The 20,111-nt window shown below is 36.6% G+C and carries 19 protein-coding genes; 10 read left to right on the top strand and 9 right to left on the bottom strand.

Annotated features, from left to right (window positions below; all coding sequences use genetic code 11):
- Positions 1-814 precede the first annotated feature (814 nt).
- Positions 815-1,468, bottom strand: a complete 654-nt coding sequence (locus tag AC4IFE_RS16910; protein ID WP_490758316.1) for a response regulator — start codon at positions 1,466-1,468, stop codon at positions 815-817.
- Entirely contained in the window at positions 1,452-3,209 is a 1,758-nt protein-coding gene (locus AC4IFE_RS16905; protein ID WP_490758315.1) for a sensor histidine kinase, read from the bottom strand. The genes AC4IFE_RS16910 and AC4IFE_RS16905 overlap by 17 nt, the downstream gene beginning before the upstream one ends.
- Positions 3,210-3,649: 440 nt before the next feature.
- On the opposite strand from AC4IFE_RS16905, the gene AC4IFE_RS16900 reads away from it, so the two are divergent.
- The 7 genes from AC4IFE_RS16900 to AC4IFE_RS16870 all read left to right on the top strand — a co-directional run bounded on the left by AC4IFE_RS16900 (position 3,650) and on the right by AC4IFE_RS16870 (position 11,506).
- Complete coding sequence (locus tag AC4IFE_RS16900) at positions 3,650-4,066, top strand: hypothetical protein (protein ID WP_490758314.1); 417 nt, start codon at positions 3,650-3,652, stop codon at positions 4,064-4,066.
- A 185-nt stretch (positions 4,067-4,251) separates the two neighbouring features.
- Complete coding sequence (locus tag AC4IFE_RS16895; RefSeq protein WP_490758313.1) at positions 4,252-7,260, top strand: ligand-binding sensor domain-containing protein; 3,009 nt, start codon at positions 4,252-4,254, stop codon at positions 7,258-7,260.
- Entirely contained in the window at positions 7,253-7,867 is a 615-nt protein-coding gene (locus AC4IFE_RS16890) for a response regulator transcription factor (protein ID WP_490758312.1), read from the top strand. Before AC4IFE_RS16895 ends, AC4IFE_RS16890 begins: the two co-directional genes overlap by 8 nt.
- A 273-nt stretch (positions 7,868-8,140) precedes the next feature.
- Complete coding sequence (locus AC4IFE_RS16885; RefSeq protein WP_490758311.1) at positions 8,141-9,256, top strand: hypothetical protein; 1,116 nt, start codon at positions 8,141-8,143, stop codon at positions 9,254-9,256.
- 153 nt (positions 9,257-9,409) lie between these two features.
- On the top strand, positions 9,410-10,336 hold the full coding sequence (locus AC4IFE_RS16880; RefSeq protein ID WP_490758310.1) for a hypothetical protein: 927 nt from the start codon (positions 9,410-9,412) through the stop codon (positions 10,334-10,336).
- A gap of 410 nt (positions 10,337-10,746) precedes the next feature.
- Entirely contained in the window at positions 10,747-11,106 is a 360-nt protein-coding gene (locus AC4IFE_RS16875; RefSeq protein ID WP_116014996.1) for a prevent-host-death protein, read from the top strand.
- A 58-nt stretch (positions 11,107-11,164) separates the two neighbouring features.
- Positions 11,165-11,506 (top strand): nuclear transport factor 2 family protein, encoded by a 342-nt coding sequence (locus tag AC4IFE_RS16870; protein WP_490758309.1) that lies wholly within the window; start codon positions 11,165-11,167, stop codon positions 11,504-11,506.
- Between the two features lie 86 nt (positions 11,507-11,592).
- Here the strand turns inward: AC4IFE_RS16870 and AC4IFE_RS16865 are convergent, their stop codons facing one another.
- From AC4IFE_RS16865 to AC4IFE_RS16845, 5 genes are all read right to left on the bottom strand, one after another.
- Positions 11,593-12,204, bottom strand: a complete 612-nt coding sequence (locus tag AC4IFE_RS16865) for a DUF4142 domain-containing protein (RefSeq protein WP_490758308.1) — start codon at positions 12,202-12,204, stop codon at positions 11,593-11,595.
- Between the two features lie 126 nt (positions 12,205-12,330).
- Positions 12,331-13,800, bottom strand: a complete 1,470-nt coding sequence (locus tag AC4IFE_RS16860) for an alpha-amylase (protein WP_490758307.1) — start codon at positions 13,798-13,800, stop codon at positions 12,331-12,333.
- Between the two features lie 478 nt (positions 13,801-14,278).
- Positions 14,279-14,650 (bottom strand): VOC family protein, encoded by a 372-nt coding sequence (locus AC4IFE_RS16855; protein ID WP_490758306.1) that lies wholly within the window; start codon positions 14,648-14,650, stop codon positions 14,279-14,281.
- Positions 14,651-14,680: 30 nt separating this feature from the next.
- The gene (locus tag AC4IFE_RS16850) at positions 14,681-15,274 is read right to left on the bottom strand and encodes a dihydrofolate reductase family protein (protein WP_490758305.1); all 594 of its coding nucleotides are present in this window, start codon (positions 15,272-15,274) and stop codon (positions 14,681-14,683) included.
- 22 nt (positions 15,275-15,296) lie between these two features.
- Entirely contained in the window at positions 15,297-16,172 is an 876-nt protein-coding gene (locus AC4IFE_RS16845; protein WP_490758304.1) for an alpha/beta fold hydrolase, read from the bottom strand.
- Positions 16,173-16,462: 290 nt separating this feature from the next.
- On the opposite strand from AC4IFE_RS16845, the gene AC4IFE_RS16840 reads away from it, so the two are divergent.
- Entirely contained in the window at positions 16,463-16,606 is a 144-nt protein-coding gene (locus AC4IFE_RS16840; protein WP_490758303.1) for a bacteriocin-like protein, read from the top strand.
- A gap of 26 nt (positions 16,607-16,632) precedes the next feature.
- Positions 16,633-16,779 (top strand): bacteriocin-like protein, encoded by a 147-nt coding sequence (locus tag AC4IFE_RS16835; RefSeq protein WP_490758302.1) that lies wholly within the window; start codon positions 16,633-16,635, stop codon positions 16,777-16,779.
- 379 nt (positions 16,780-17,158) lie between these two features.
- On the opposite strand, the gene AC4IFE_RS16830 is transcribed toward AC4IFE_RS16835, so the two are convergent.
- Positions 17,159-17,896 carry an SDR family oxidoreductase gene (locus AC4IFE_RS16830; RefSeq protein WP_490758301.1) on the bottom strand — a complete coding sequence of 246 codons (738 nt, stop codon included), beginning with the start codon at positions 17,894-17,896 and terminating at the stop codon, positions 17,159-17,161.
- Between the two features lie 78 nt (positions 17,897-17,974).
- Positions 17,975-18,544: a Crp/Fnr family transcriptional regulator gene (locus tag AC4IFE_RS16825; RefSeq protein WP_490758300.1), complete on the bottom strand. Its 570-nt coding sequence runs from the start codon at positions 18,542-18,544 to the stop codon at positions 17,975-17,977.
- 329 nt (positions 18,545-18,873) lie between these two features.
- Between AC4IFE_RS16825 and AC4IFE_RS16820 the strand changes: the two genes are divergently transcribed.
- Complete coding sequence (locus tag AC4IFE_RS16820; RefSeq protein WP_490758299.1) at positions 18,874-20,109, top strand: YaiO family outer membrane beta-barrel protein; 1,236 nt, start codon at positions 18,874-18,876, stop codon at positions 20,107-20,109.
- The last annotated feature ends 2 nt before the right edge of the window (positions 20,110-20,111 follow it).

The raw sequence follows: 20,111 nt of genomic DNA, 5'->3' as shown, positions 1-20,111 counted from the left end.
CAGTAATGCATTCCGTTTGGTAAATTTTATTATGACAAAGTAACGACATTGCTGAATAATATTCTTATAATTAGCATCGATATATATCGATAAATACATAGATGTTTATCAATAAAAAAGGAGGCTTTTAGCCTCCCTTTTTCTGTATCAATGATCTACAAAGACCAAGTTAACTTCTTTATATCAATTTGTGTTTTTTTAAGTCTAGTTCAAGAAGTTACTTCAAGATCATTCATACTCAATATTATTTCATCATTTGTGTTCTAATAAAGCTTACCGTTTGGATTAAAAACTTTTTCAGTTAATGTATTCCGTTGGTAAATTTTATTACGACAAAGTAACGACATTACAGAATAGTATTTTCATAATCAGCATCGATATATGTCGATAAGCAGATAGATAGATATTTATTAAATAAAAGCTTATACAGCCTGCATTTATCTATACCAGTAGATCACTCACCCTGCCCTATTCAAATAAAAAAAGGAGACGATCTGTCTCCCTTTTTATGTATAAAATGACCTACAAAGACCAAGCCTGCTTCTCTATATTAATTTGTGTTTTTAATAATGCTTTCGAGAAGTTTCTTCAAGGCCATGCATACACTTATAATTATCTCATCATGTGTGTCATAAAATTTCACCTTTTGTCCTAAAATTAAAAAGTATCTCCGGTTAATTTTACTGAGACAAAGTAACAACATTAGTGAACAATATTTCTTATAATCGGCATCGATATATATCGATAAAGCCCTAGATGTTTATCGATATATATGTTTTAACGGAAATAAATTAGGAGCGGATTTTAGGAAATCCTATATTTTGTGATGGGTATTGATGAGATCGATTAACTCGACAAGATTCTCTATTTTCAATTTATCAAAAATATTTTTCTTGATGGTACTCACGGTATTCTGTTTTATATCCAGGTCATTTGCAATTTCCAGGTTACCATATCCCTCTGCATACATTTCTGCAATCTGCAGCTCTCTTTTGGTTAAACGGCTAAGCGGGTTAAGTAAATCCGGATTCTGGACCATCTGTAGCATTAGGTTACGGGAAAGTGGAGAGAAGTATTCTCCCTTATGTACAATATCTGAAATCGCCTGCCTGATTTCTTCCTCTTCACTTAATTTGCTTACATATCCACTGGCCCCGGCTTTAATAAATTTAAGTACATGCAGATCTTCTTCCAAGCCTGTGAAGACCAGAACTTTAATATCCGGGTTCACAGCTTTCATCAATGGTAAAATATGGAGGCTGTTCCCATCAGGAAAATGAGCATCAATAATAGCTATTTCTACGTTTTTTGACTGTACCAGCTCTACAATCTGCTGGGAAGATGAAGTTTGATAAACTTTGGAATTTGGAACAATTTCATCAATCAGGATCGCAATTCCCTGACGAACGATACTGTGATCATCCGCTAAAAGAAATATAATCTCTCTGTTTTCAATTGGTGCTTCCATTATGATTAATGCTTAAATTTATTCTGAATGTTACTTTTGTCCCTTTATGCAGCTTACTTGAAACAGATATTTCCCCATTAAAAAGCTCTATGATTTCTTTGCATAGATTTAATCCCAATCCGGCCCCGAAATTATCAATCTTGTCAGAGATCATTCCCTGATAATAGGGTTCAAAAATTTTCTCCAGATCAGAATCTGAAATTCCAACACCCGTATCCCCTACTGTTGTGATCAGAGAAATAGTATTTTCATCTACTTTCTCAGTTGCCATTGAAAGGTCGATCTGTCCGTTTTCTGTAAACTTGTTGGCATTTCCCAGGATATTCATAAATATCTGGTTAATTTTTATATTGTCTGAATTTACAACTATATCTGCGGGAATTCTGTCCGTTACCAGAAATTTATTATTCCTTGTTTCTATATAAGGGGTAATGGCTGTCACAATAGAGCTAATCTCATCCTTAAGATTAAAGACGGTTTTCACCAGCTTTTTCTCAACTTCCTGGTTTTTTGTATACTCCAGAATCTGGTTGGACTGTATAAGCAAGGTACTGTTGGTGAATTTTATTGATTTAAGGTAGTCTTTTGTCGTCTCATCCTTTGTGGTCCTGTTGATCTTGTCAATAAAGATATTGATAATTTTCAGAGGCGACATCAGTTCATGGCTCAGCATTCCAAGAATTCTGTTTTTGAAATTAAGACTCTTTTTAATCTCTTCATTCGCAGCATTAAGCTTCATTTCGTATATGAATGCTATTCTTGTAAAATACATTATCAGAATGGATACAATAAACATGAGGACCATTAATCCCAGTACGAGATAGGTTCTGATTCTGTTGTTACGAGAGCTCTGCTTGTTATATTCTTTTTCTAAATCTGATTTGAATTCTTTAATCGCTTTTTCGTACACATTGATGAGCCCGTTGCTGTATACCAATAATTTACTGAAATTACTGTAGAACTTTATATTTACACGTTGGTTTTCAGCCATGGATTGCTGCTTCTGAACGGTAGACCTCTGAATTTTTTTAACTTCAGTGGTATAATATTTATCCATAGATTTTGCCAGGCTATCCATCCTCAGTTTTATTTTTGAAAGGTTAGCCGGCTTTTTATTGGTCATGGTAATGACGGTACTTTCCTTCTGTACATCCACTTTACCAGATATGGCATCTTTCAAACGCCCCATAAGGCCTTTCTTTTTGATGGTATCAGAATAGGTCTGGGTTTGTATGTTCAGGTCGTTAAAATCGTCAATATTCTTATACCTTTCCAGCTCATAATGCTGATCCGGGATGATTGTTACAGGAGGCTTTAAAGAATATTGATAAACAGAATCTATAATAGTCTGTAGTTTTACCGTTTTCAGAGTATCCTTTTTTTGCTTTGCCAGTTTATTTTTCAGCCCAAGATTTGTGTCTCCATAATCATTTATCTTTTCGAAATTACTATTCAGCCTTTTAAGAGATTCAAAGTATAATTTAAGATCCTTGTCATCCTGGCTTATCATATATTTTTGAAAGTAATTCTGTGCATCCATAAAATCTTTCCTCGAATTATCCGTTAACCCGCCCAATGCTTTACTTTCGTCCAGTTGAGTTTTAATAAACTGAAGCTTTTTTTCATTGACAAATTCGTTGTAAAAAAATATGGCTATAATAACCTGTATCAACAATATGCACAGGATCAATGAGTAATGAACAACTTTTCTCAATTTAAAATCTAAGAATTTATATTTCATATCTTTTTATCAGCTAAATTAATTTTCTGATTATCTAAGTCTGCCGGTATTAGTTTTAACGCCATCATCACATTACCAAAATCATGCTAATGTTTTTATATCATTCCTTTGGCAAAGTTAAAGTAATTTTTGTCTTTTCATAACAGTAAACACGTGATAAATAAGGAGAATTTAATTTTATTTCAAATTACAAAAACATAACAAAACTTCAGGATTTCATTAAGTCTAAGTATAATTTCCAGCTCAGACATGCATATTGAAAACAATAATCATTAGTTTTTTCCAACTACATAATTTTTCACAGTAAAAAAAGTTCCAGTTTCCATGTTATGCATAGTTTTAACGAGGTTTACGGCACCTTAAGTAAAAACTATTTTTTTAGATAGGAAATATACATTATAATCCCGAATAATTATTTTATCTTAACATAAATCTTTACTATGAAAAGTATAACATCTATATTTCTTTTATTTTGCTTTTTATACATTCCGGCACAAAAGTCATATAAGCTAGAACTGAATTTTCTGACTGACAGCAATGAACAAGCATCCAATGTGAGTGTGATTTTTATTAAAAGCTCCAAAGAAGGCGGTGTTGTAGTTGAGAAGATTACCGCTGATGACAAAGGTGTTTTAAAACATAAAATTTCTGAAGATTATTTTAATGAAAACGGATTACTGATTATCGAAGCTTCCTATCACAACGAAAACGCCTACTATTTCGATTATCACGAGGAGCTTTCAAAAAAACATTTTCCTTTTAAGAAAACGGTTATCCTGGAACATATTGTTCCGCCAACCCTTGAAGAGATCAACAAGATGAATCCTCTGCCACCACCGCCGCCAAAAGGCAATTAACAGAAGTTACAACTGCTCAATGATACTGAAACCGGAAACACTAAGCTTGCTGTAAGCCAAAAAAAACAATACAGCCCATACCCTATTTTATTTTTTTTGCTAAATATTAAAAAAAAACCTTTTATTGATATTGTTTTTACAAATTCAGTAATAACTTTGCCATCAAATTAAAAACTAAAAGATTTGTGCAAAAATATACTTCCGCTTTTCTTCTCTTCTTTTTTTCTCTTATTTATACCCAGCAATATAATATTCAGTCATATAACACAGACAACGGGCTTCCACAGAACAGTGTAAAAGATATCATCAAGGACAAATACGGTTTCATATGGCTGACAACCGAAAACGGAATCGTAAGGTATGATGGAATGAAGTTTGTCGTTTATAAAAACCTTCCGCTGAACAATCAAAGGTTTACATTTTTCTATGGTTACCCTGAAAAAGACAGCATTTTTACCACGGGAGATTCCGGGAAAATTTTACTTATCAGCAAAAGATCTCCAAAAGTCACAAAAACTTCAAAAAGGAATGTCGATTTTATATCCAGGGATGTCAATTACTTCTTATACTCTTCCAATTATATCTATACCACATCGCCCGGCATAAGCCTGTATTTTCCATGCCAGGAAGGCATTTATTTTATAAGGGAAAATTCCATTAAGTACATCAATAATCTTTCTAAAGCAGAAGTAAACCTGAATATAAAAGCGAAATATAAAAATATTGCCCGAATATTCGTGATCGATAAATCCGTATTCTTTATTGATTATCAGTCAAAAAAAGTTCAGAAAATTGAAAGGGGAAAAATCGTAAGCTCTTATAATGAACCGCTATTAACCGATGCTAAAAGTAAAGTCTACTGGAGCAGGGTCAATAACCAGGTTTTTATATTCAACGGAAACAGCATTTACCGGTGCGACTATGAAGACAACCGGTTCAAAATATCAAAACTCGTACAGCTTGATGATATTACTGAAAATATTATCAGCGTATATTATGACAAAACTTATAAAAGACTTTATCTGGGAAGCAGCACTTATGGACTGCAGATCGTCAGCCTTACAGATTTTACTACTGTCCAGAGACCTCCTTCTAAGCCTGAATCTGTTTTTTATGCTACTTTACCATATGGCAGCTCATCTGTAATCAATACTCACGGAGAGGTATACAACCGGGACGGACTTGCAGAAGATAAGCGTTTTAAAAGTATTATTCCATTCTTTTTGGCTTATGATCAGGAAGACAATATTATTGCCCGCAAAGCAAGTGACCTGCTGCTGTATCAGAAAAAGAAAGCTTATGCAAAGATTGTTTCCAAACGAAATATTATTTTAATAGACTTTTTTTTCGATGCAAAAAGATACTATGCTTTTGAAGCTCTTGAAAAAACGGACGGAACCATTGGATACAGCGGAGTTCTTAAGGTATACAATGACCTTTCGTTCAAAACTGTAAAAAAAAGGGTTTTCTTTAATGACGAACCTACCAAATTCCTGAAATTTGATAAAGACTATCTGCTGGCCGGCACAACGAAAGGTTTATACAAAGTATCATTAAAGACGGATAAAATAATCAAATTAAATCCGGATACCGAATTATCTGTCCGCAACATCATACAATCCAGGGATGGCAATTTCTGGATCACCACTTCGGGAAAGGGATTTTATCTGCTGAAAAACAACCGTCTCATCAAGATGCCTTATGATCCGGACAATAATATCTCCTCTTCTCATACTATTCTGGAAGATCAGAACGGGTTTTTCTGGATTTCTACCAATAACGGGCTTTACAAGGTTCCGGAAAGTCAGCTGCTCCGATATGTACAGGATAAAAAAACGAGGGTTAATTATTACAGATTTTCAAAAGTTTCAGGGTTTAAAACCAATGAATTTAATGGAGGCAGCAATGTGTGCGGAAATAAATTAGGAAATGGAGAGTTCGTACTCCCTTCTCTTGATGGTTTGGTTTTCTTCAAGCCTGCAGAAATAAAGAGCTATTATCCTGAAAACATACATATAGAAAGAGCCTTGATTGACGGCAAGGAGCGGTTTTTCAATCAGATATTAAATATAAAGCCGGAATCCAACCGTATAGATATATTTATTGATACTCCTTATTATTCTAATCCTGATAATCTTGTAATAGAAGCCAAACTGAGTGGAACAACCAATGTCAAATGGGAATCGATAGGAAAAGACGGAAAATTTTCCATTTCGAATCTTACGTATGGCAATCATTCTTTTGTTGTGAGGGTATTAGTTTCCGATACAGGAAAATACATTTATAAAAAGATACATATTATCATTCCCCCCTATTTTTATCAGACTCTGTGGTTTAAAATACTGATTTCCTCTGCCCTGTTGCTTTTTTTATATTTTTTGGTCAGATGGAGATTAAGCTTTCTGAAAAAGAGGAATCATGAATTGGAAGAGATTATAAACTCCCGCACAAGAAGCCTCTCTGATACCGTAGAAAAGCTGGAAATAACAAAAAGAAAGCTCCATAAAGAAATCGAACAGCAAAAAAAGCTTATCGGAACAATTACCCACGATATTACAACCCCGGTAAAATTTATTGCACTCACTGCAAAGGAAGCTCTGAACAAGAATGGCTTTAGTGAACAGCATAATGAGAAGATTCTTAATTCTATTTACAAATCCTCGGACCAGCTATACAATTTCACGATTACCCTGAAAGAATATTCGGACATCTACGCCCACCACCAGGCCGATAAAACAGAACTTTATTCTCTTCATAAGCTGATAGAGGAAAAGAAAATACTTTTTAACGCCATCGCAGAGAACAATAATACGGTAATCATCAATAACATAGACAAGACATTGTGGGTATGGATCGGCAAGAATATCCTGTCTGCAATTGTTCATAATCTGCTGGATAATGCTGTGAAATTCACAAAAGACGGCTTTATCACAATAGAAAACAATGTGGAAGGAAATACCATTATGCTGCTGATAAGAGATACCGGAATCGGAATGGATGAAAAGAAGATAGAATATTATACAAAACTTCAGGATAATATTGAAAATGAAAAACTATTACTTCAAAAATACGGGATGGGGCTTCACCTCGTGTTACAGCTTCTGCAAATGATAGAAGGGAAAATTATCATTAAAAAAAATAAATTAAAAGGAACCACATTCAAACTGATTTTAACGAATAAAAAAAATGACTAAGAATATTCTTATTGCCGATGATCACGATATTGTTCTGGTAGGAACAAGCATGATTTTAGAATCAAGGATCAAGGGAGTGTCTATAGACCAGGCCGGAGACTATCCGGAAGCCCTTGAAAAAATTTCAGAGCGGAAATATGAGCTTGTTATCCTGGATATTAATATGCCGGAGAGTAAAAATAAAAAAATGATCTCCGAAATCAAAGCCCTGGATCCTGATATAAAAATACTGATATTTTCTGCCTATGAAGAAGAGGTAGCCGTACAATATATAAAAGAGGGCGCCAACGGGTACATCAGCAAGCTAAGTAAGTCTGAGGAGATCTCGGATGCCGTAAACAAAATATTTTCTGACGGCTTTTATTATCCTCCCTCTCTTGTACAGCAACTGCTTCAGGAATCTCCGTTGGATTCTATAAAGAATCTGTCGATGAGAGAGTACGAAATTTTCATTTTAATGGTAGAGGGCAACGGCAATCTGGAAATCTCCAATAAGATGGGAATACAGATGCCAACCATCAGCACCTATAAAAAGAGAATTCATAATAAACTCAAAACCAAAAATCTAGCCGATCTTATCAGGTTATATCAAACGTATATCACCTAATTTCCCCATACATATAAATCACATATTGTAGAAAATTTTCTACATATATATTTATTTTATTCTACGAAATACTATAATTTCTGTAGTAATATTTCTATATTTTTACATTATGAATAAACATGTCAAAAATTTATAAGCAAAAAACATGAAAATTCATAATTTTTTAAATATTAAGTAACATAAAATTAACCCATTATAAAATAATTTTACTATGTAATACATAGCAAAATTACCATAAAAGCTAATCTGCAAAACTGAAATAAACTGAAAATAATGCTAAAAAAAATCACAAAATTAGGACAAATAGCAGTGCTGGTGACCTCATCTGTCATTTTTGCCCAATCTGGAAATGTAGGAATAAATACTCCAAATCCGGGATCTACAATGGATATCAATGGATCTATAGCAGCCCATTACCTTGCAGTAACTGCAGCCGTTTACAATTTAAATTCTTCGGATTTTCATGTCTCTTACAATGGTACCACCAATGCAGTCTTCAATCTTCCGGCAGCCATCAGCGGAGTGGGAAATTTTAAAGGTCGAATGTATACGGTTAAGAATAATACAAATTTTACCATAACGGTAAATTCTGCAGCCCCGGAAACCATTAATGGAAGTGGAAGTATTACAGTACCGGCGAATCAGGGTGTTCAGCTGATTAACACAGGACTTACAGGAGCCGCAAGCACTTGGGAAGTTACAACAGCCAGTAGTAACATAACAGCGAGTAACGGTCTTAACCTGTCGGGCACCAATGTTAAATTAGGAGGTACCCTATCCCAGGCAACTAATATTGCTACTGCCGGAAATAACCTGAGCATCAACGGAACCGGAAAAGTTTTGATCGGAACCAATACGGTACCTGCGGGAGCTGCCAATTCTAAGATTGTCATAGACAACGGTACCACTAACGGTGCGCTACAGATTAAAGACGGCACCCAGCAGCTGGGTTATGTACTGACCAGTGATGCTGATGGTTTAGCCACCTGGTCTTCTACCGTTACTACGGCTTTTGCCAACAATTGGTCAACCTATACAGGCACATTAACCAATCCTTTTACAAGTACAACAGGTGTAAATACGCAGGCCACAGGAACCTCAGTTGTAATTCCTGCAAAAGGGTGGTATTTTTTCCGTGCAGGAATTACTATACAGTCAAATTGTAACGACTATGCATTCTATATTAATGGAATTGGAGACATTTGGAGAACATACTGTAATGTGGCAGATGTTCAGATGATGTCCCCCCGGGACCAAAACCGGGTACTTTATTTTGCAACACCGGGAACTTATCCTATCATAGCTACCAAAACCAATGCTGTAGTACCAAGTGGATTTAATATTGGCAATCCTGGCTTCTATGTAAACTTTGTAAAATTCCAAAATTAAGGAAACCGCTATAACCATGATTCTAAATACATAAAGCTGAAAAACTGAACTGCTGCAAATTCCCTCATTACTGCAGCAGTTCATTAAAGAAATACGCTTCGTATTAAACCCATAAATTATTTACCTGCTATTTATTCATTTAATCTTATTAATATGAAAAAAATGTTTTTCCTGCCGCTAATGGCCCTTTTAAACAGTAGTCTGATGTATTCTCAAACCGGAAATATAGGTATCAATACCAGCGATCCGGGCAGTAAGCTAACCGTTAACGGCTCATTTGCCGCAACCTACAAAACCACAGGAACAAGTGGACCTGTTGATGCCAATGATTATTATATAGCCTACAACGGCAACAGCAACGGTACTTTAACCCTGCCTGCTGCTGTGACCGGATCCGGCAATTTTATTGGAAGAACCTATCATTTCAAAAATACCGGAACGGCAACGTTATCTATTGCCGCCAGCGGAACAGAGCTGATTGATAATCAAAGCGGTGCGGGAGTAACTTCCATAAGTGTTCCTCCGGGTTATTATGCTTTTTTCATAAGCAAAGGAACAGTTACCGATACAACATGGGAGCTTATTTTACTTTCAAGCTCCAGCAGCCTCCCCGCAGCAGCATCCACATATGCTTTTTCCACAATAAGCACTACAAGCAGACAGTCTCTCCCTGCTACAGTGAGCGGACCTTACATCAACGGTGAAATTAATTATCCTCAAGGAACGGTCATCAATACAGGAAATGTAATGAATACGGCCAATGGAAGATTTACAGCGGCTACCAGCGGCTATTATATGTTTTACGGCTCCACGCAGTTTGATAACGGCGCGGTTGCCGGTGCTCCCAATTTTTCATGGGCCATATTATATCTCGTAAAAAACTTCAGCACCACTCCCAATAATGTACTGGTTCAGTCTTACCAGTCGAACCCCGGAATATTGGTAGGAGCAAACGTTTCGTGCATCACTTATCTGAATGCAGGAGAAACCGTAAGTATGGCTTCTGCAGCAGCTGTAACCAGCGGAACTACTTACCAGGTGGTAGTAAGTTCCTTTTACGGCTACAAAATCGCCAATTAAAATGCATAATATATAAATTAATAATTCCCCTCATTACATGATGCCATACATGATGAGAAAGAAAACAATTTGTTCCCAAACAAAGAGGGGGATTCTAATTTTATATAGGATTAAAGCATATTCAAATCAATAACCCTTATTCAGCTTTTGGGCTAAATACCTGTTATTCAATAAATTTTAGATTTAAGCTTGAGAAAAATTATCTGTTTTTCTGAACATTCCAGGATCGTAGTTCGTTGGTCCTGCAGACAGAATATTTTCATTATTTTTTGCCCCGGTCAGTTCATTATTTTTCATAAATGATTAGTGGTTAACGAAAAAGCTATTGAATAGTAGTTATTAAAAAGTTAAATTTCTATTTTACTTTGATTCTTTTAAGCTTCTGAGTAAATTTGCACAAAAATAAAATAATGAACTATACACTTGAGCTTAATACTCAGGATGCTTACTCTACTGTTGTTTTTAACACAATAGTATTTGACTCGTTCAAGGTTAATATAGTTGAAAGATATACAGGGCGAATGAATTTCCAGCCAAAATTATCATATGCCTTATTTAAAGTCAGAACCCTGGATAATGAAATTATTAAAACAAGAGACGGTAATGGAAGAGTCAAAATTAAAGGAGATCATTTTGAAACTTATCAGAAACTGATAAAGGTCCTGAATTCCTATGCTTATAAAAACAAGCTGATGAATGTAAAAGAGGCTCAGGAGGATTATGTCCATTTCATTTTGAGCCTGGTCATCGTTAATTATCAGCTTAATTAAACCTTTGATCTTTAAACGATGGTCAATATTGATTAATGTACTTTCCAATACCTGCCTTATGGATCATAAAACTGTTCTAGAAAAAGCCAATGCTGCCATATCAAAAGGTGATTACGAAACTTTTCTTTCGTATTGCAGCGAAAATACAAAGTGGATATTTGTAGGAGATCAAACTCTTTCCGGGAAAGAGGAAGTAAGAAATTATCTGGCAGATGCGTACAGAGAACCTCCGAAATTTGATGTAGAATATATGATAAGTGAAGGAGATTTTGTAACGGCAGTAGGTGTAATCAGCCTGCTGAACGAAGATAACCAATGGACAGACTATGATTACTGTGATGTATGGAGATTCCAGGATGGGAAAATGGCAGAGCTGAGAGGCTTTGTTATCCGGAAGTAATTCTTCAAACATTCCAGTCAGTTTTGATAACATTTAAAAAAAATAAAGCTCCTCTACTGAAGAGGAGCTTATGTATGGTACCTATATTATTTTACGGCATTTTTTGCTTTTTCAGATTCCATTAAATGGTGTTCTAAAGTTGGCAGTGTTTTGCCTGCAAAGGATTTCAAAGACGCCTCCTTACCATCTGAAGCCTCTTTTTTAAATTCTTCTATATCTTTTTTATGATCGCTCACCATCAGATCAGTATATTTCTGATCGAACTCTGTTCCTTTTTTCGCTTTCAGATCATCATACTTTTTCTGTTTATCAGCGTCCAGACTGGCTGGCAGAGTATAACCTGCTGTTCCGGCCCATTTCTTGAGTTCGTCATTAGCTTTGCTATGATCTTTTACCATCATTTCTCCCAATGCTTTTACTTTTGCATTGGAAGCATTAGTGGCTGCAAGCTGCCCCATCATTACTTCCATCATTCCTCCCCTGGCTGCGCCATCTGCAAATTTTTTGTCCTGATCACTCAGGGAATTTTTAGTGGCAGTGTTGTCAGAAACTTTGGTAGAATCAGTAACTGTCATTCCAGATTCGGCCGGGGCAGATACGATTTGTTTATCTGTAGATTCGTTTACAGATGTGGTCTCATTTTTTTTGCAGGCTATCAGTGCAGCGGCTGCAAAAAGTGTTAAAACACAATTTTTCATAATAATAATTTTAAAGTGATGATCAATAATACAACAATTTATTTGCCAAAATTCACATTTACCAGAATGCAATCAATTAAATAACAGTCTTTTACTAAAGAAAATTGTTATTTAACCAACGGGGGTTTATACCTTTACCCACACACTTACTGATTGTGAATTGACCACAAATCTGGCTTTACCATTTTCATCTGTTTCAACTGAGTCTTTTCTTTGCCCGGTAAAATCCCGGTATACGGAATTTGCGTTTTCTTTTCCAAGCTCAATATCTTTGTAACCGTCTTCGCTGTTAGACAGGATCACAATACAGCCGGGATATTCATGATTCCCTTTTCTGACCCACGCAATGCAGTTAGGATGATCAAAATAGCTGATCTGCTCACCATAGGCAAACTGCTGCCTCGCTTCAAGCAGTTTAGGCAGAATTTCCACCTTTGGCATAATGACTTTTATTTCTTTACCATCTTTCATATCTGTATACTCTGCACCAAAGAGATCGGGATAGAAAACACAGGGATAAGCCTCTTCTGACAATAAAATAACGGCATAGGCCAGAGGTTTGAACCAATCCTGTACAGCTGATTCCAAAGACTGCAACTTCTGCGTGTCGTGATTTTCAACAAATGACACAGAAAAGACAGGTTTTTTTTCCAGAAAACTTCCTTTTAAAATCTGGCTGAGATCATAATCCTTTCCTTCATTTGATGCTGTAAAAAAGTTGTAATGGAGAGGCGCATCAAAACAAGAGATCATATCATTGATTTTATCAGAAAAATCAGATATTTTTTCGGATTCGGACTTCCAGAATTCTCCTAAAATATAACAATCCGGATTCAGCTCTGTTTTTATGTAGGTAATCCATTCCTTTAAGAAATCAACAGAGATATGCTTCAGGGCATCGAGGCGCAATCCATCCACATGGGTCGTTTCCAGGTACCATTTGATCCAATTCTTCATTTCACTCACAACGTAAGGATTACGGTATTCTACATCAGCGCCCATCAGGTAATCATAATTTCCGAACTGATGGCTTACCGCCTGATTCCATTCTGTGCCGTACTCATTATGGATTTTAAAAATACCTTTTATCTCTTCGTGATCTTTCTGAATGATGTCTATCCCGCTAAAACAGGTATGATCCCATATGAACCCGGAATATTTTCCCTCCCTTCCCGGGAAAAGGAATTTTGTATATGCTTTGGCACTGAAAGGTTCACCAATGGTTTCATTCCGGTTTTCCTCATTGACCTGATGTACGGTAACAGTCTCACTTTCGTCCCCTCCCATTCTGTGATTCAGGACAATATCAGCATAAACGGATATGCCGGCTTCGTGGGCTTTCTGAATGGCGGTAAGATATTCATCCCTGGTTCCGTATCTTGTCGGAACACCTCCTTTCTGATTAAATTCTCCCAAATCATACAAATCGTAAATATCATATCCTCTGCCCTCCTGCCCTAAAACGCATTTTGTCGCAGGCGGGAACCACACCGCTGTAAATCCCAGACTTTTAAGATACCCGCACTTTTCCGTAAATTCATTCCACAGGTTTCCTGCATGATACCAATGAAAAAATTGCATAATAACTCCGTTCATATTTTAATTCAGTTCTGTTATATATTAAAAGCTGTACTGTCCATTGGAAGAGTATTATCTCCGGAATCAGGAGTAACCCGGGCAGTACCGGTAAGCATATTGTCTACAATATTTAAACAGTCAATGTGGTAGGTTGTGGGCTGAAGGCAAGGAAGTCTAAAATTAAGGCCAATGATACAGGTGATTTCATATTATTAAATTTTGTAGTGTGTGTGTGTGTAAAAACAAAATTATAAAAACTGATATTTGCTTTTTTATGACTCATATCATAAAGGATTATTTTTGAAACCTGCCTGCCTTAAACAGTTGCTGTCATTGATAGATATCTTATTAGCTTACAGCATTATTCGTCCTGATCTGTTAAGAATAGATCAGGAATATGATGCACCAAAGTAATTGAAATCATTACATGGCCGTCTTCAGTTACATTTCATTAATGCATAAAAAAACTGTAATCTGACTGATTACAGCTTTTTTGTTATCCCTGCTTTTGCTGCACATTAAAAACCGTGCCTGCCGGGTCGGTTATCCAGTGCATATTTTCAGGAAGTTCCTCAATTTCGTCACATGTTTCCACACCGTTGGACTGTAAATATTTTGTCGCTTCTTCTACGTTGGCAACAGTAAGCTGCAGCCAGGTTTCAGAATGGGTATAGTTGTCCACACAATCCAGCCATACAATATTGCTGCCGAATTTTACTTCGTGTGTCCGGGAAACAGTAGGATTTGTTATGGGTCTTTCTTCAACATCCAGCTTGAGAATATCCCTGTAAAAAGCAACTGTTTTTTCATATTTACTTTTTGGAATTTTTATGGCTATATTAATTCCTGCTTCAAATTGTATGTTCATATTATAGTTTTCAACAGTTCTGAAATTTTCTTACAGTTCAATATCCCCTGTTATCACCTCCCCATTACGCTTGTAATTGGCTATAATTACTCCTTTCGATGTCACATGGCTTTCTGTTAAGGCAAAAGCTGCCGGAACCGTATCACTGTCAAACAGTCTTTTGCCTTTCCCAAGGATCAACGGGTAAATTTTAAGCCGAAGCTCATCTACAAGATCATGCTTCAGCAGCAGGTGGATAAGTTCACTACTGCCCCAAACCTGGATATCCGGCCCTTCCGATTGCTTTAGGGTCTGTATATCTTCCAGATTTTTTAGGAAAGCTGTATTTTTCCAATCGGAATTTTCAGTGGTTTGGGACAGTACATATTTTGTCCCCTCATTGACAGCAGGCCAAAAATCAACATGGTCCGGCCAGTAGGATGAAAAAATATCAAATGTTTTTCTTCCCAAAAGATAATCGGCTGGCTTCATCTCTTCCTGCATGATCCGCCCAAAAAGCTCATCACCATAAGAGACTGTCCAGCCACCATATTTAAAGCCTCCGGATACATCTTCCTCAGGACCGCCGGGTGCCTGCATAACACCATCCAGCGTAATCATCGATAAAACAGTTATTTTTCTCATTTTGATAAATTTATTCAGTTAGTTACTTTAGAAAACTGTCCAGATAGCTCAGGATCGTTGCCGTCTGCATCATCAGACTGACATGTCCCTGCCCGGGAACGATGGCCAGCTGAGATTTCGGCATAGGGCCAAGATCGGCAGAAATACCTCCTCCCAATAATCTATAGGTTTTTGCCAGCTCAGCTTTATCCAGTCCGTCATTGTCACCTGAAATGATTAAAACGGGTGCGGAAATTTTAGAAATATTGGAATCGCCCAAATCAAAAGGCTGTTTGGCAGAAGCAATCATCTGCTCCAAAAATTTTGTCCATTTTGTTTTATCAGGTGCTACGGCATCGTAGGCCGCCTGCATAGGGCTGTTTGCAAAAAGATCAGGCTTCATCCCCTTAAAGGCATTATTTACTTCAGGTATCCAGCCGGTACTTTTGTAGGTTGCAGAAATAATCACCAGCTTGTTCAATCTTTCAGGGCTTTGTATGGCAAACTGGTAAGCCACAGCACCACCAAAACTATATCCTATCACATCTGCCTTATCAATTTTCAGTTCGTCCATTACTCCTTTTACATCACCTGCTAATGTCGTGTGTGATAGTTTGCGGTCCGAAAACGGCGTGTGTCCGTGTCCCTGTAACTCGATGGCAATTACCTTCCGGTTTTTAGACAGTTCGGGAATCAATTGACCCCAATTCATATCAATGGTCATGAAAGCACCATGCAATAACACAACAGGTTTTCCTTCCCCGTAGACTTCATAGTACACTTTAGTGCCATTAACAGCTGCATAGCCGCTGGCAGAAGGTTTTATTTTTTGACCGTATAGCTGTGATGCAGTAAGCACCAGGATGATCACCATGAGTAATGGCTTACAGATTTTAAAGGAATTGAATACATTTTTCATAATATTATTGGATTTAGGTTGACCGAAACTTTTATCCAAAATTAACAAGTCGCCATGAAAGCTAACTTGTCACAAGACAAGATTTTATATGATGAAGTCATTTTTTGTGGACTCGGCTAAAAAAATGCTTCTAAACACATCCTTCAAACACCTCACATTTTACCTGATTTTAAAAGAGTTTCAAGTAAAATATCAAACAGGAACACTCATTGAAGATAAACATTTTTATAAATAATTTCACTGAATTGAATAAAATTTATTAATTTCGGATAGAACTAAACCTTATTTTTATGAAAAATTTAAAGAAAATCAACAGACAGGAAATGAAGGCAATTACAGGTGGTATTAACTGCCCGGGCGGTCAGATTTGCTTAATCAGCGGAAAATGGCAATGTATGCCATACGACGGATGCGGCGGTGGAAACCAGCCTTAAATTAAGTTTAACCCAATTCCTTTATTATGAAAAATTTAAAAAAAGTTTCAAGAGAGCAATTGAAAAATATCAATGGCGGGGCATTAAGCTGTTCCGAAGCATGCTGCCCACCTCCGGGAATAAAAAGATGTCCGTGGGTCATCTGTGTAGCACCATGTGATATATTGAGCTAAAAAACTAACACTTCTGGATACTATATTTTCAGAATAAAAACCTTAGGATTTTTAATCCTAAGGTTTTTTTGTAGGTATAATGAAAGCTCCTGCTCTATCTTTTCACTGATATCTTTAATAATGGCTTATGAATCATTTTCTTAAGCACTGCAATCCATATTGTAGAAAATTTCAGCTGATAATTGCTGGTGTCAGTCAACAACTTCAGATGTTCAGTCCCGAAGTATACATAATTTCGCTAAAATCACAATTCTTATTAATCTTGAGCTAATAAGATCTGCAGTATCAAACTGTGGTCTTATTTCGGAACCATAATAAAAAAGAGAAACCTTTTAGTTTCTCTTTAATCATATCTTACCCTATCCATTTTAATGTAAAACTACCATGGGCTTATTTCTGTGTCATCTTCTATATCATGACTAAAATACTGTCCTGTAGGTGCATCTTCATCTGTCAGTGTATGCTTAATGATAAACGCTGCAGCACTTTCTACAGATCCGGGACCGCTGTGGTGGTTAAAATCTGTTGCGGTATAGCCGGGATCGATGGCATTCACTTTAAAGGGTAAATCTTTCAGCTCATAAGCCAATACAATGGTGTATGCATTTAAAGCTGACTTTGAGGGACCATAAGCCGCCCCTTTCACGTCATAATACTTCCATGTAGGGTCGCTGTGCAATGTTAATGACCCGAGACCGGAAGTTATATTGCTGATTCTGGGAGCGTCAGATTTTTTAAGCAATTCCAAAAATGCCTGTGTCACGCTGATCACTCCAAAGAAATTGGTGTCAAATACCTCCTGAATCTGTTGAATGGGAGTATCTGATGCCGTTTGAGGGTTTATACCTAAGATTCCTGCGTTATTAATCAGAATATCAAGCTTTCCCTGTTCTTTTTCGATGATATTCCTTGCTGCTGCAATTGAATGAGGGCGGGTAACATCTATTTCAATCGCTTTGATATTTTGAAATCCTTTTTCGGCCAATTCTTTTACGGTTTGTTCTCCTTTTGCAAGATCACGGCTTCCCAGATAAACGAAATATCCTCTTTCCGAAAGTTGTTTTGCTGTTTCCAGACCAATACTTCTGTTGGCTCCTGTAATTAATGCTGAATTCATTATTCTTTTGTTTTAATTGATGATGTAAAATTCCGCCAATTAAAAATAGAATCGTTTGCCATTTGGCAAAAAGCAACTTTAGCGGATATTTTTTCTTATTCTGCTCAGGGAAGACTGGGTAACCCCGAGGTAAGAAGCAATGTACGACAGTGGAACACGGTTGACAACAGTGGGATATATTTCCAAAAATTTAAGATAACGGGTCGTTGCATCCTCTGAAACCAAAGGGCTTCTTCTTTCCACTTTCTGAATCAGCGCTCTTGAAATGATCTTATGTACAATTGCATCCCATCCAACAATGGTCTGTAAAAGCTCCAGCCAGTCTTTTCTTGAAAAAACGATTATTTTGGCATCGGTTACTGCCTGGACATAAGTGCTTGAGCAAATTTCATTATCAAAACTTTCCAGATCTACCACCAGATTATTTTCTTCAATAAAGTATTTGGTGATTTCTTCACCTTCATTATTATAATAGCAAACCCGCAATATCCCGTCTACAATAAATCCAACCTGGCGGGCAATTTTACCTGCCTCTGAAAAATATTCATCTTTCGAAAGGTTTATTTCCCGGGCTTTACTGGAAATAAAATCAATCTGTTGCTCATTAAGATTTCCAAACCTTAAAATAAAATCAAATAGCTGTTTCATGAGTGCAAGTTAACTAAAGCAGCTTATACGGTATTTGTCATTTGGTAAAAATAATACCTCACAGTCTCCTTAATAGTAAAATTTTCAACTTACATGATCATAATACCTACAAAACAAGTCTGAACGGCAAGAAATCATAGCTCCCAGTCTGAAATTCATGACATTGATATTTGCCGTTGCATTATGTCATTTATTCATAATTCAAAAGATACATCTACTGAGGCTAAACTTGTGTAAAAAAATTACCAATATGCTCATTTACATTTTAAAAGTTCTATATATTTGCTTTGAGACATAATATTCAGTTTAAAAAATTAATTAACCACTTCATGAAGATATATTTTAGGTCTTTGACTCTATTGGTATTGTTTCCGTTACAAATATTTGCACAACAAAATCTGTCTGCTGAAGAATTATTCCAGAAAGCAAGAACAGCCGCATTTGAAAATAAAGATTATGTGACCTCGATTGCGCTGACTCAGCAAGCTCTCGAAAAATCCCCCAACTATACCGATATTTCAATTTTTTTAGGAAGATTATATACCTGGAATAAGGATACTGATTCTGCAAGAGCCGTTTTTGAGGGGCTTGAAAAAAGGGAAGTTCAGGATGAGGATTATTTTATAGCATATGCCTCTCTGGAATATTGGAATGATCAGTACGCCAGATCTCTTGAGATCCTGAATAAAGGCCTGTCCTACCATCCGCAGTCCGAAGCATTATGGCTGCTGAAAGCAAAGGTACAGTATGCAGATAAACAGTATGCAGAATCTGAAAAATCAATTAAAGCTACTCTGGCAATGAATCCCAGGAATACTGAAGCAAACAGCCTTGCTGTAAAAATAAATGAGCTGACCTCAAAAAATGCCATAAGCATTACCTATAATTATTCTCATTTTGACAAGCAGTTTGATAATGATTGGCATATTGTAGGGGTAAGCTATAAGAGAGTGACCCCAATTGGCCCTGTAATTCTCAGAGGAAATTATGCCAACAAATTTTCAAGCAATGGTACACAGATAGAACTGGAAGCTTATCCAAGATTATCTAAAATGTTTTATTTGTATGTGGGTGGAGCTTATTCCGGTGATGTTGGTTTATTCCCCAAATACCGCACAGGGATCTCCCTGAATGCTAATCTTCCCCACAGCTTCGAAGCAGAAATAGGCTACCGCCAGCTTTATTTCAGCAATAATATCTGGATGTACACGGCCTCTGTGGGCAAATATTACAAAAACTTCTGGTTTAACCTCCGTACCTATATTACCCCGGACAGCAAAAATATTTCTCATTCTTACACGGGGACGATAAGATATTACACCAAAAGCGCACAGGATTATGTTGCTTTTCAAATCGGAACGGGAATCAGCCCGGAAGAGAACCGAAACAATCTTCTCGAGAATGAAACCTTCAAGCTCAAAACATTTAAAATTGGGGCAGAATATAATTTCTCTCTGAAAAGCAATGCCTTTTCTCTGGGAACCATGTACTATAATCAGGAGTACCTTCCCAACACAAAAGGCAACCAGTTTGATATCACACTGGGTTATACGAGAAAGTTCTAACG

The organism is Chryseobacterium sp. UF-81 (assembly GCF_058245105.1).
The sequence above is the reverse complement of the archived record's forward strand: the minus strand, read 5'-3'. Positions and strand labels throughout refer to the sequence as shown.